Genomic DNA, 13,330 nt, shown 5'->3' with positions numbered 1-13,330 from the left:
CCATAAAATAGATAAAATAAAGCCTTTGCGAACTTAATATCCATTTAAATGATTATAAAGTCTTTTCATTTGTTTTTCATGAGTTCATCTATGTTGTCTGGAATCTTTTCATTGGAAAGTCTGTAGTGTACCCACACTCCTTCTTTGCGCCATTTCAGGAATCCTGCATTTTTCAGGATGTTCAGATGGTGGGAAATAGTGGCCTGGGGCTTTTCAAGGGCTTCCATTATTTCACAGACACAAAGTTCACCATACTTCAGGAGGTAAACTATTTTCAGCCTTGTGGGGTCTGCAAGTGCCTTTATTGCTTCAGAACTTTTGTATATCTCATCATCATCTGGTATTTCAGAGAGGATCCTTTTGAGGTTTTTGATCTGTTCACAGGTGGGTTTGTTCCCATTCGTCTGGCAGGATTTCATGGTACAAACTATCCTCACTGATATATTTAAATATATAGATACTTCATTAGTTACTAATGTGAAATTAATAGGGAGTTTAGAGGTGTAAAAGAAATGTTAAAAGTTGTAATAGTTACAGATGGTCCTTATGGAGACAGGGCCTTTGAGACAATGAATGAAATGTTTAACACTGCTTTTATAGAACTTGAACAACCATCATCAATGTTCTTAGATGAAATAAATGTACCTGAAGGGGATTTAAAACTTCTTGAAAATGCCAACATATTAATAACGTACACAACCCATCCAGATCTCACACTGGAACTGGTGGAAAACCTCCACAGTAAAGTTGATTGGATGATAGTTGCAGCCTGGAAAGGGGATGGATTTAAAAACCAGTTGGAATCCCACGGAAATGTTACATGTCCCTACATAATGTGCGAGCTTGAAGAAAACGGAAATCCCATCTTCGATGAATTCGTATCCAAAGTGGGGAAACCAAAAATTGACTTAAAACTGGACGGGAATAAACTCAAGGATGTGAGAGTTTTAAGGTCATCACCTTGCGGTTCAACTGCCTTCGTTGCAGAGTACATAAAAGAGAAATATTTGAACCAAACATTAACAGAGGAACTTCCAGTGGAAGCCGGGCTCAAGTTGCAGCATTACCCATGTAGATCATCTAAAATAAGACTTTTTTCTGATGATGAATGTAAAAAAACCATGGCATCAGGATTTCACAAGGATGCCTTTGAAGAGGCAATTGCCTTTGCAAATAGAAGTTTGGAAAATAGGGAAATAAAAATGTGAATTGGAAATTTATTTCTTTTCACATCTCCAACAATAATCTGTGTCCCTGTTGGTTTTAAACACAGCTCCGCATTTTTTACAGACAACCTCTCTGAGTGAGGATTTCTTTTTTTCAATGAATCCTGTTTGACAGGGGCAGGTCCCTCCACTGTATTTAGCTTTGATTTCAGCTTCAAATGCTTTATCCTCATCTTTTGTCATGGACTTCACCTAATTTTTTATTTATCTTCTCTTTAATTATTTCAACGCAGATTTCGCCCTCATCATCCAGCCTTGAAACATCATTAGGTGTATATTCGGTTTTTTCCAGTTCTTCTTTCACATTTATGGTTTCTGCTACTTCAACACCTTTTTGTTTCATTATTTTATTCACGCAGTTACTTTCACAGCCGTTTACTGCTAAAATTGGGTATTTTCTTATTAAATTTCTGAATCCTTCTCTGTCCGCAGATGTTGCTCCCATACAAATTGATATGGTATTATCTGTTTCAGAAACTGTATCAGTAGATGCTACTCTACTTACAAGGCCGTAAGGGCTCATTCCACTGCATGCTGCCAGTGCTACTTTATTTTTTTCCATATTATTTCCTCCAGGATATGTTGCTGGTCATTATTTTAGTAATTCTCATCGTATCAATACATCGAAATATGTAGATATATAAATAGATCCGCTTAAGTACCATATAAACTTATGGGAATCTCAGAACTTTAAGAGAACTAAGATAAGACCTAATTTAAAAAATAGAACTAAATAAGAAAAATAAATTCTTGATATATGAAATAAATAAATGAATTAAACTATTTTAAAAAATCACCTGCATAGAAGCTCATTCTTATTCAAGTAAAGGTGTAGAAACCTTAAAACCTCATCATCCCATGTGAATTCCAGGAAATCTTTCATATCAACAACACTGTGTTCCTTGAGTATCTCCGCCTTGATGTGTTTGCCGAATCTGAGGTAGTTGATCTTCTTGGGTATTAAAACACCCTGGAAGAATGATTCAACAGATTCGTAGGTTCTTGGAACCTCAACCACCCACCTATCACCTTCAACCCATGCTTTGCCAGAATATTTCTCTAAGAAGCGTTCCTGGTGTTCTTTAAACCATATCTGAGGACCCATATGTTTCTTCATGTGGGGTAGTTTCCAGGTTTCAAATTCAACCAGTATCATGGCCCGATGACCCTCATCAGTCCAGGAGTCACTGCCTGCAACTTCAAAACCATTTTTCTCTGCAACCTTCACAATGGATTTCTCAGTCTTCCTTATCTGGGGATAAACAGCATCTGCAGGAATATTTGGAGGATGGAAAGTTAAAATAAAGGTTTTTGTGCCTCTCTCTGTAAATTCTTCCTTTATTGATCCTGAATCGAAGACCATATCCTTGGGGTAGAAGTAACTCTCTGAAGGGTTCTCCAGGAAGTTTGTGGATGCCACAACAAATTCTGACATCTTCTGCAGGCCCAGTGCTGCTGCAACGTTCCTATTTTTGTCCACAGGGTCAACTGCAACCATTGGATCCTTGAAGAGTTCTGCTGTGCCGTAGTTTTCAAGGTCGATCACCTGGCCGTACCTCCATGACGTGGATGCTGCCTCAAGAACTCCCATGAAGCTTCCGTATTCAAGTACCATGAGCTCGCAGAGGTAGCCTGAAAATCCCCCAACCTTGAACTCGGATCCGTAGGTACCAACACATTCCATGAATCGTTTGAGGAGTAACACCTCATCTGCCTGGTCCCTTTTCAGGTGTTTTTTGATGTACTGTGTGTGGAGTATGGTCCTGTCCACTGCAGATTTAAGCTGAGATGCATCTTCTATGTAGTAACATGGCACGAAATCCACTTCGTATCCTTCTATACTACCCGTGACATAGGGATGTGATGCGTAGCGTTCTTCTGCTGTGCCTCCCATAGTTTTTATGCAGTTGTGTCCGAGTTTGAGTCCGCATCTTTTAAGGTAGCTCTCCTCTGTTTCAAGGGAGAACTCCATGAATATGTCTATGTCTGCCTTGCCTGCAAGCCATGTTGACTTGGCAACTGAACCCACAAGTACTGCCTCTGCCTCTGCACCTATGGAAGCTGCAGTTTCGTTGAGATTTTTTATCAGTTCATTGGATAGTTCCATGACCCTCTTTTTTTCTGTTTCTGTGGGTTTTATATCCTTCAGAATCGCTTCAAAGTTTATATCTGCCAAATTAGTCACCTGTACCTAACTGAAAATTCACTGAAAAAACCCATGGATTTGGGGATTTTTTTAAAAAAATTTCATTTTCATCAAATTTATTCTTGATCTATCAACTTGATTTTACAATTCTATACAACACTGGATCACAATTGGAATTCTTTAACATCTGTGTATATTGGTCCTGCAGGTGTTAATTCACTTTCCTTTAGAACCAGATTTTTTATGGTGGTTTTTCCGATTTCAACAGTTTCAAGTTCGTTTATGATTGAAACCAGAGCTTCTTTGTTCTGTGCTCCCTTCACCCTGCCTATTGTGAGGTGTGGGATGTAGCTTCTCTCCTTTTTAAAGCCCATCTTGATGAACTCCTCATCGAAGTCCATCTGCATCTTTGAAAACTGGTCTGAATCCTCGACACCAAGCCAGAGAACTCTTATGTAGCCCAGGTGTGGGAAGACTCCCACTCCTTTGATTGAAACCTCAAATGGACTGTATTTCTTGGTTTTCTCAGATATCATTCCTACTATTTCATCTGCCTTTTCCCTGGAGATATCTCCAAAGAATTTAAAGGTGAAATGTAGATTTTCTGGTTCAACAAACTTAACAGCGGCTTCTGCCTTGGCAAGTTTGTTCTGAACTTCACCTATTTTTTCTAAGAGTTCCTTATTTACATCCACAGCTAAAAAAGCTCTCATATCTATCACCTTGTTGCAAGATCTTTTATTCTATTAAGACTTTCTTCTGGTGTTTCCACTGTGTTTAGAAGGTAAACCTGGAGTTTTGAGAAGAGCTCCATGAAGAAGTTCTTTCTGAGGTTGAATTTTCTATCATCACGGACGAGCTGATGGGGGTTGCAGAAATCATTTGAAACCATGAATTCCAGTGCTTCTTCAGGGCTTAATTTTCTGAATGGAGGGTTTTCAGGATTTCTCTCAAGGAGGATCACTGTCTGGAGTGTGGAACTTTCCCTTATACGGCCGTTGAATAGGGTGTTCACATCTGCAACACCACGTCCTTTAGAATCGAGTTGAACCTTTTCTATCTCACGGGAAAATTCTGTCCACACCTCTGCGATGTCATCCCTTATGTATGAGTTCTTTTCTGATGAATAAACAACCACTGCATTGTCGAAGAGTCGTGTGAAAAACCAGTCATCGGATATGTAGTTGAAGTCCTTGTCCTGAAGAAGTCCATAGGTCATGGTGGTTTTTCCTGTGCCGGGTGGACCTATTATTGCCATTGCATGGCCTTTGTAGTCAACTGCAGAGCCGTGAACTGAGTATCTTCTGTGCACCGAGTGGTAGTCCTCAAAGAAGTCAGATATGGCTGCAAGGGCTATACTTTTTATCCAACCGTAGTAGTCACAGTTTTTGATTATGCAAGCCTTTGAAATAGGTTCATATAAAACTTGCAGTTTTCCACCGTTTTCTACTGAAAAAATTTTTGTATGGGGCCTTATATCCTCGTTCATGAACTTGAAGTTATCTTCCCATTCCTCCTTGAAGCTTGAATTGTCTGTTAAGAGCTTAACACAGGCCCCGTGGATGTTGGCCTTTCTCTCAAATTTAACCATCTTCACAAGTTCAAGAAATAGTTCTTCCTTTCTTTCAGGACTTATCAGTTCAACAGTGTAACCTGACAACCTACAAAACCTCCAGAACCTTTTTTTAATGATCTTTAAAGTGCGATGTTACTCTTAATGTCTAAAATTCTATATTTTGAAGAAATTTTTTGAGTAATATGTGGAGAAATTGAACATGACTTAGAGAAACATGACTTAAATAAGTTGAATAGGGTTTTAAAAATATTTGAGTTGGAATGAAGTTTGAGATGGAATGAAGATTTTGAAGGTGAAATAAATGAAATGAGGATTAATGTACTCCATTCAAACCTTGAAAGGGATGAAGAAGTCAAAAAACCGGGTTTCACTTCTCAATTATGGTTTCATCTATCGCCATTCCAAAGTGTCTTGCACTCTCGTCAAGGTACACCATTACCTTGTCACCCTTCTTAAGGTCTGCAACTGATATTGGCTTTCCATCCTCTCCAACAAGGCGTATTGTTTCGGCGTTCTGCAGGATGGTCCTAAGCACCACTCCCTCGTACTCTGCTTCAATGAGCATCAATGGCCTTTTTTCAATTTTGACCCTGCCAACAACTGTTGTTTTGGTGTTTCCTTCCTTATCAACTGTTAAAACTTCGTCACCTGTTTCTATTTCAGATAGGTAGCGTGTTCTGTTTCCAGGGGTCATTACGTAAGCGTGTACAGGTCCTGCATTGACTCTGAAGGGTCTTGATGCAACGTATTCACTCTCCAGTGATTCACTGTGCACAAGGAACATTCCACGGGAGTAGGATCCAATTAGCATTCCCTCACCAGGGCTCATCATGGAGCATGTGTCAACACATACCCTGTCACCGGAGCCCACAGCTTCAACCCGTGTTACAGTTGCAGGTTTCATCTGGTATCTCTCGGAGTCTATTCTCTCAATGAGTTCTGAAACCTTCCTTATCTGGGAGGTGTCCCTTGGACAGAGGAGTACACCATCTGTACCATATTCAAGGGTTTCAAGGGCAACTTTGGCTTCATCGTAGTCTGAAACTGCTGCTATGAGTTTCACATCTTCTTTTTGAAGGTCTGCTATAATGTTTTCAAGTGGTATGACTGTCCAGTCCTTTCCAAGAAGTATGAGGTAGTCTGCAGTTCTTCCGAGGTATGATGCGAGTTCTTCATGTTTTTTACTTGTTATTTCAACGTATGCAGCTACCTTCTTACCCTTTCTTTTGAAACTTGTTATTGCTGCAAGATCCTTTGATTGGGACAGGTCGTCGGGTATTATGAGGGTTCCGTCACCCTCACCGTTTCTTCCAACCATAACAACATCTGCTCCTTCAACATCGGAGATTATGGTAACGTTTCCAAGTTTCTGGATCTTTTCAACATCTGTGAAGTCAACGATATGGTCTATGCCTGATTCCAGGGCTGTGGTTATGGCTTCCTTTTTCCTATCCCAGTTGGTACCCTCAACCATTATCCATGCGAATTTCATGAGTTTAACCTTCCTCGAGCTTAAATGTATTAGTTTCTGAAAAAAATTGCAGTGATTATCTCAGCCGTTGAGTATTTTAAGGGCTTCATCAATGTCCAGATTTTCGTGGACAATTCCTGCAATTGCCCTTGTTGTTTTCTGTGGTGATTTAGCCTGGAACACGTTTCTTCCGATTGCAACTCCTGATCCACCAACATCAACGGAGTTTTTCACCATTTCCAGGAGTTGGCGGTCTGTTTCAACCATTGGGCCACCTGCTATTACCACTGGTACTGGGCATCCGTCTACAACCTCTTTGAAGGTGTCTGGGTCTCCGGTGTAGTTGGTTTTTATGATGTCCGCTCCTAGTTCTGCTCCTGCCCTTGCAGCGAGTTTAACAACCTCTACATCGTGTTCATTTGTGATGTTCTGCCCGCGTGGGTACATCATTGCTATGAGGGGCATTCCCCAGTTGTCGCATATCTCTGCGATGCTTCCAAGTTTCATGAGCATTTCAGGTTCTTTTTCTGATCCAATATTCACATGAACTGATACTGCATCTGCACCTATTTTAAGGGCTTTTTCAACTGAGGTTACAAGCACCTTGTTGTCAGGGTCAACTCCAAGGGAGGTACTGGCTGAAAGGTGTATTATAAGACCTATATCTTTTCCGTATCCTCTATGGCCACATCCTACCATTCCTTTGTGCATTAAAACTGCGTTTGCTCCGCCGCTTGCAACTTCATTTATGGTGTCGGTCATGTCGATGATTCCAGGGATTGGACCTACAGATACTCCGTGGTCCATTGGTACGATTACGCATCTTCCTGTTTTTCTGTTCAGTATCCTTTCAATCCTGATTCTTTTACCTATCATGAAAACACTCCTGTAAACATTCTTAGTTGATTTTAGTTGATCTTTGAAGACCAGAGTTTGAATTCCTTCAACCTTGGTGGGATTCCATCATCCCCAGATGATTCCAGCCATCCCTCATGGGATCTTATCACCTCATCTGTTGAAGATGAATGGATGAAATCTAAAAGTCCTCTGTTTCTTATTATAGTATTTCTGGGTTTTAAAGTTGACGACCATATGAAAAAGACCTTGAAAACTGTGTCGGGATGGTATCCTCCTCCAAGATCCACGGATAAAAGGTCACACCTTCCAACTTCCCTGATCTTCTCAGCCACAGCTTCCAGTGTTTCATGGAGTCTGACATCTGCCCTGGTGAATTCAAGGTTTGGATTTTCTTTTTCAAGTGATTCCATTGGCTTTACTGCCTCTGGGCTGTTGTCAATGGCAAATATTCTTCCATTGTTGTTGAGCTTTGAGATGATCCGTGTGGAATTACCAACATGGCATCCCAACTCCACAACCACATCATCTGCTTGTATAATATCTCTTAATACTTCCCTATAAACTTTGATATCGTAAACTACCTTTATCATAAGAGGCCTCATAATCTTTTAAATAGAATCCCTTTTACTGCAGAGGAATGTTAAATGTTATCCTTGAATTTAGAATCTTTTACCCATTGCTTGTGACTATCCTATTAAAGGATATTCATATAATTTGAATAATAAAAGAAATCAGTTTTTTTCTAAATTTTTTAAATTAAAAATTATCAATCACCCTATAAATATTATAAATTTAAATTAAAAAGAAAACTGTTTATAAGGGATTATTTAGATAAAAAAATAATTAAATATTAGTTCTTCACTAATTTTATTAATTCTTCAGCTGCTTTTTCACGTGTTTTCATGAAGTATTTTACTTGTTTTCTTGCAGTTTCAAGTCCCCCAGTCAATTCATCCTTCAGGGGTTTTATCCCCACCAATTGTCCGTAAATTTTTGTTAATGGTTGTTCCTCTTCAGAAGTTTTGTAGTAACCCCCAATATCATGGGCTATGTTTTCTTCAATTGGTAGGATCAGCTTCAAATTTTTATCGTGACGAAATGGAACTCTCATTCCAGGTAAATATTGTTCAGGGATACCTGCATCAAGCAGTGCTTCATTTCTGAATCCCATCTGCATCAAATGGACATCATTTTTTATTTCAGAGTACAACTGAGTTATTCCACTCTTTTCTTTATCAGGAATTTGTTCTTCACACGTTCCATGCCACTTATCCAAAAAATCCTCTGCCAGACATTCGTTTTTGCCCTTGATAATATCGTAGTACATGGCAGCATCTATAATATCGAGTTGCTTCGTAACAGGAGTACAATTCATTATTATATCATTTACATGTGTTCCGGCACTATCAAAAACAACAGGTGTAGGTAAATTTTTGGAACCTGAAAAAAAATAGTTGAAGACTGCTTGAAAGGTTGGACTGCGCTGGATGTTTCCCCAATCAACAGCCCTCACTATCCATGTTTTCATAAATAGAAGTAATATGTAACAACTTTATAAGGTTATGTGTCCATGAAATATTCAATTAGATTTATATAATTTTTAATTGGTTTTTATACAATTAATTTACATTATCTAAAATGTCGAAGTTTTAAGCCTTCACCACACAACAATCAGAAGTAGGAAGTTTTAATTGTTCTTATTTTAAAATTTAGGTTGAATGTGGATGGAATTTGGAAAAAAATTTTATATATTATATGAAGAAGAATCTATGATGTTCATGCACTGCATGGCACCAGTAACCTCTCTCCAAATAATACCGCCTCCTTGAGAGAGAGGATTTTTAATACGCCTTATTTTGAAGTTTAATGTTTAATAGATAAATAATGGAATATTTTTATATAGTTGTAAATAAAAACCCATGATGGTCATGTAAATCATGACACACCAGAACATTACTCTCCCCCTACCGACCTCAAAAGGAGGGGGATGAGTTTTTAATAAGAAAGTTCTTGTTTTGATTTACAAATTTTCAAGTATTTCCCTTCAGATATTAATTTTCACAACTTATCCCATGTTAAGCACTTGGATACATAGAATTTCTGGGGTATATCCTCTGAAAAAGAAGTTGTCTTGAGCTTCAAGAAACAATAGGTTTATCTATAACTTTGTTATAATAAGAGTAATCGCATGCGTAACTGTAATGAATAAACATGAGGAATTGACACTTGTTTTACATTTCAATCTCAAAAAAAAATTAAACAAACCCATATAAGAGGTGATAGACATGCATGATATGTTCAATGCAAAATCAGTTGCAGTAATAGGTGCATCGGAGACAAAGGGTAAAATCGGATACGATATAATGAAGTCCCTTTTAAATTATTACAAGGGAGAAATAGTCCCCGTCAACCCAAAAGGTGGTAAAATACATGGACTTCCTGCTTACACATCCATAAAGGAACATGGTCCTGTAGACCTTGCAGTGATAACCATACCATCCCACATAATTCCAGCAACAGTTGAAGAATGTGGAGAAACTGGAATAAAAAACATTGTAGTGATTTCAGCAGGATTTAAGGAAGTTGATGAAGAAGGAGCCAAACTAGAGAACCAGCTGGTGGAGATATCCAAAAAATACGGCATAAAACTCGTTGGTCCTAACTGTTTGGGTATAATGAACACTTACAACAATATGAATGCATCATTCTCTTCTGATATTGCTCATAAAGGTAAAATATCATTCATGACCCAGTCAGGAGCCATAATGGCAGCTATACTGGATTACGCTGATAAAAAGAATATAGGATTTTCCAGGATCGTCAGCCTTGGAAATAAGGCAGTTATCAACGAAAACGATTGCATGAAGGATTTCATGGAAGATGAGAACACCAACGTTATAACAGCTTACTTAGAAGGTATCGTTGATGGTCAAGGTTTCATAGAAGCCAGTAAAAAAGCTTCAAAGAAAAAACCTGTTCTCGTTATAAAATCTGGAAGAACATCCAAGGGATCCGAAGCAGTTTCCTCACACACAGGTACCATCGCTGGTTCAGACTCTGCATACGAAGCAGCATTCTCACAGTGCGGAATCATACGTGTGAACTCCCTTGACGAACTCATGGATTACAGTAGTGCACTTGCACTCTCACCACTTCCAAAGGGAAACAAAATAGCCATAATAACAAATGCTGGTGGTCCAGCAATTATGACAACGGACGTTGCAATAAGGAAGGGCCTTGAACTTGCTCAGCTCACCTGTGAAACCAGACAAACATTGAAGGACGGATTACCTGAAACTGCAAGCGTTAAAAACCCTGTTGATGTACTTGGAGATGCAAGTCCAGAGAGGTACGCCTTTGCCCTTGAAACCATTCTTGAGGATCCCAACGTGGACGGTGTGATCTACCTTGTAACACCACAATCAGTTACCGATGCTGAGGGAATTGCCCAGGTTGCAATCGAGCATGCCAAGAAATCTGAAAAACCAATTTTATGCAGTTTCTTTGGAGGAACCAGCTTTGAAGGTGCTGAAAAACTTCTGGCTGAAGAACAGGTACCCAACTACCTCTACCCTAAACGTGCTGTAAAGAGTATGAAAAAACTCTACGATTACAGTATTATCAAGGAACAGGAGTATCCTAAAGCCCCTGAATTCAACGTTGACAAGGTTACAGTTAAAAACATAATTGAAGATGCCAAGGAAAAGGGCATGCACACACTTGGTCTTGAATCCTTCGACATACTGAAGGCATACGGAATTCCAACAGTGGGCACAGCCATCACAACAACGGTTGAAGACACTGTAAAGGCTGCTGAGGAAATCGGTTACCCACTGGTTATGAAGATCGTTTCCCCACAGATATCACACAAATCAGATGTTGGTGGAATCAAACTCAACCTCAACAATGCAGATGAAGTCAGGGCAGCCTACGAGGACATGATGGAGAACATACCTAAGAAGGAACCTGAAGCCACCCTTGAAGGTGTTCAGTTACAGAAGATGTTGTCTGGTGGTACCGAGGTCATCATCGGTATGGTTCAGGACCCTGCCTTTGGTCCAATGCTCATGTTTGGACTGGGCGGTATATACGTGGAAGTCCTGAAGGATGTTAAATTCGCAATTGCCCCTGTAAATGATATAGAGGCAGAGGAAATGATAAGTGGAATCAAAACACATGAACTCCTTGAAGGTGCTCGTGGGGATAATCCAAAGGATGTTGAAGCAATCCTTGATATAATACTCAGGATTTCAAAGCTTGTCACAGACTTCCCAGAGATCAACGAATTTGAAATCAACCCATTGATGGTCTTTGATGAGGGAGAAGGAGCATTAGCCGTTGATATGAGGCTCATGTTAAAAGAAGGAAAATCCAGCGACCTTCTGCAGCCATCAGAAAGATCAATGAAATTGAAATCATCCCACTGATGCTTTGATGCAGTTTGAGATAAATATTTGTTGATTAAATAAATTTGAAGGGTATCACCCTTCAGCACTTTTTATTTTATGCATTATTCCATGGAAAAACATGCTTCGATTTTATTTTATTTCATGAAAAAACTGGATTCAATTGTTTCTACATTTTTTTCATTCTGATTTTTTTTGTTTTTAGTGTTCACCCTCCCTTTTATTATGCTTATTTCAAACATTCCCCAACAAAGAAATATTGAACTGAGATCATGTTTTCAAAAGATTTTATAAAAAAAATTATTTTCGGGGCGTTTTTTTGTTAAGAGTATCCTTCTAAAGGAACCCTCTGAAATTTAATAATATTATAAACTTAAATATCATGTTAAATAAAGATTAATAAGATAAATGAAAAGTTAAATAGAAAATTAAGCTAACGAGCAATTGAATGTCACAATACGGACTGAGGGAAAAAATATGACAGAAGCTGAAAATAAAGAGTTGGGAAATGAACTTGAGAAACTTCAAATGGAAAAGGAAGAGTTGATAGAACAGATCCGTGAACTTGACAGATTGAAGATCGAGAAGCTAACCAAGGAAAATGAGGACCTTGAAAAAAAGGTTGAATGGCTTGATAAAGAAAATAAAAAGGCTGAAAGGGAAAAGGATAACTTCTTAAGACAGGTGAAAAATTCCAGGCGGAAAAAATGGTACAACAGTCTTAAAATGATAAGTATCATTGGAGTAATGGATCTTCTGATAATTCCACTTGTTGTTTTTCTCCTTGGACTTCACATGCAGTGGATATTCATAGGAATGGGTATTGTAACCTTCTTTGGAATACTGCTCGTTGCAAACTACATGTCAGGAACTTCGCCCTTCGACACAGGAGAGGTGCGAAAAGCTCTTACAGGTGCATTTATAACAGTGTATTTAACATTTGTGCCCATTGTAACCTTTGAAGGAGCTAAGATAACTGGAACTTCAGCAAACACCGTTGTAACCAACTTCACATGGATCGTTGGAGCCATAGTCATATTCTACTTCGCATCAAGGACAGTAGAAGCCTACGTGAATGGTAAGGGTAAATAAACAGAGGTTACCCAAATAGATGCAAATGTAGAAAGAACCAAACCTTCTACAACCCTATTTTTTTTATAATATAATTCCTTTTAAAAAGATTTAAATTGAAGGAACAAACTACTTAAAGAAATAAAGGCACTATCAATGTCTAAAAAAAAATATATTAGCACCAATAACTTTGGGTAGCCTTACAGGTGCACTTTTTTCTCTTTTTTCAACCTACGCAGATCTTTCAGGTATTGGAATACTACTGTCCAATGTTGTAGCAGGTTTCACTGCAAACTACGTTGCAGAATCAAAGGATGACTACATTCTTGTAGGTGGAGTCAGTGGCACAATATCCAGTGTGTTGATGGTTGCAATAGATCTGTTCCTACCAAAAAGTCCATGGGGCTTCGTCAATCTCAGTGTTTTTGGATTCCTCTCTGTGGCTGTGTCCATCAGCGGTGGTGGCTTTTTACTTGGAGCCCTTGGGATTCATAGTGAAAAGGTATTTCGCATGAGGAGTATCATAGATTAAAAAAAAGAATTTTTAAATTTTAAGGGTTCTAACTTGAATTACTT

The 13,330-nt window shown here is 38.7% G+C and carries 14 protein-coding genes; 4 read left to right on the top strand and 10 right to left on the bottom strand.

What is annotated here, in order from left to right; translation table 11 throughout:
• Positions 1 to 65: 65 nt before the first annotated feature.
• Positions 66 to 419, bottom strand: coding sequence for an ArsR/SmtB family transcription factor (locus MCBB_RS04640; protein ID WP_071906659.1), 354 nt, complete (start codon positions 417 to 419; stop codon positions 66 to 68).
• 93 nt (positions 420 to 512) lie between these two features.
• Between MCBB_RS04640 and MCBB_RS04635 the strand changes: the two genes are divergently transcribed.
• The gene (locus MCBB_RS04635; protein WP_071906658.1) at positions 513 to 1,208 is read left to right on the top strand and encodes a DUF166 domain-containing protein; all 696 of its coding nucleotides are present in this window, start codon (positions 513 to 515) and stop codon (positions 1,206 to 1,208) included.
• A gap of 9 nt (positions 1,209 to 1,217) precedes the next feature.
• Here MCBB_RS04635 and MCBB_RS04630 read toward each other — a convergent pair whose 3' ends face one another.
• From MCBB_RS04630 to MCBB_RS04590, 9 genes are all read right to left on the bottom strand, one after another.
• On the bottom strand, positions 1,218 to 1,409 hold the full coding sequence (locus MCBB_RS04630) for a hypothetical protein (RefSeq protein WP_071906657.1): 192 nt from the start codon (positions 1,407 to 1,409) through the stop codon (positions 1,218 to 1,220).
• On the bottom strand, positions 1,396 to 1,788 hold the full coding sequence (locus tag MCBB_RS04625; RefSeq protein WP_071906656.1) for a putative zinc-binding protein: 393 nt from the start codon (positions 1,786 to 1,788) through the stop codon (positions 1,396 to 1,398). The genes MCBB_RS04630 and MCBB_RS04625 overlap by 14 nt, the downstream gene beginning before the upstream one ends.
• Positions 1,789 to 2,019: 231 nt before the next feature.
• A complete protein-coding gene (gene cca, locus MCBB_RS04620) occupies positions 2,020 to 3,411 on the bottom strand; it encodes a CCA tRNA nucleotidyltransferase (protein WP_231916408.1) in 1,392 nt (463 codons plus the stop codon).
• A gap of 125 nt (positions 3,412 to 3,536) precedes the next feature.
• Positions 3,537 to 4,085, bottom strand: a complete 549-nt coding sequence (thpR, locus tag MCBB_RS04615; RefSeq protein ID WP_071906655.1) for an RNA 2',3'-cyclic phosphodiesterase — start codon at positions 4,083 to 4,085, stop codon at positions 3,537 to 3,539.
• A 5-nt stretch (positions 4,086 to 4,090) separates the two neighbouring features.
• Positions 4,091 to 5,032, bottom strand: a complete 942-nt coding sequence (locus MCBB_RS04610) for a phosphoenolpyruvate carboxykinase (ATP) (protein ID WP_071906654.1) — start codon at positions 5,030 to 5,032, stop codon at positions 4,091 to 4,093.
• 283 nt (positions 5,033 to 5,315) lie between these two features.
• Entirely contained in the window at positions 5,316 to 6,440 is a 1,125-nt protein-coding gene (locus MCBB_RS04605) for a 3-dehydroquinate synthase II (protein WP_071906653.1), read from the bottom strand.
• Positions 6,441 to 6,500: 60 nt separating this feature from the next.
• Positions 6,501 to 7,295 (bottom strand): 2-amino-3,7-dideoxy-D-threo-hept-6-ulosonate synthase, encoded by a 795-nt coding sequence (locus MCBB_RS04600; protein WP_071906652.1) that lies wholly within the window; start codon positions 7,293 to 7,295, stop codon positions 6,501 to 6,503.
• Between the two features lie 32 nt (positions 7,296 to 7,327).
• Complete coding sequence (locus tag MCBB_RS04595) at positions 7,328 to 7,867, bottom strand: class I SAM-dependent methyltransferase (protein WP_071906651.1); 540 nt, start codon at positions 7,865 to 7,867, stop codon at positions 7,328 to 7,330.
• Positions 7,868 to 8,127: 260 nt separating this feature from the next.
• Complete coding sequence (locus tag MCBB_RS04590) at positions 8,128 to 8,805, bottom strand: hypothetical protein (RefSeq protein ID WP_071906650.1); 678 nt, start codon at positions 8,803 to 8,805, stop codon at positions 8,128 to 8,130.
• A gap of 757 nt (positions 8,806 to 9,562) precedes the next feature.
• Between MCBB_RS04590 and acs the strand changes: the two genes are divergently transcribed.
• The 3 genes from acs to MCBB_RS04575 all read left to right on the top strand — a co-directional run bounded on the left by acs (position 9,563) and on the right by MCBB_RS04575 (position 13,286).
• Positions 9,563 to 11,704, top strand: coding sequence for an acetate--CoA ligase alpha subunit (acs, locus tag MCBB_RS04585; RefSeq protein WP_071906649.1), 2,142 nt, complete (start codon positions 9,563 to 9,565; stop codon positions 11,702 to 11,704).
• A 456-nt stretch (positions 11,705 to 12,160) separates the two neighbouring features.
• Positions 12,161 to 12,775: a hypothetical protein gene (locus MCBB_RS04580; protein WP_071906648.1), complete on the top strand. Its 615-nt coding sequence runs from the start codon at positions 12,161 to 12,163 to the stop codon at positions 12,773 to 12,775.
• Positions 12,776 to 12,944: 169 nt separating this feature from the next.
• Positions 12,945 to 13,286, top strand: a complete 342-nt coding sequence (locus MCBB_RS04575) for a hypothetical protein (protein ID WP_071906647.1) — start codon at positions 12,945 to 12,947, stop codon at positions 13,284 to 13,286.
• The last annotated feature ends 44 nt before the right edge of the window (positions 13,287 to 13,330 follow it).

The organism is Methanobacterium congolense (assembly GCF_900095295.1).
GTDB classification, from domain to species: Archaea; Methanobacteriota; Methanobacteria; order Methanobacteriales; family Methanobacteriaceae; genus Methanobacterium_C; species Methanobacterium_C congolense.
The sequence above is the reverse complement of the archived record's forward strand: the minus strand, read 5'-3'. Positions and strand labels throughout refer to the sequence as shown.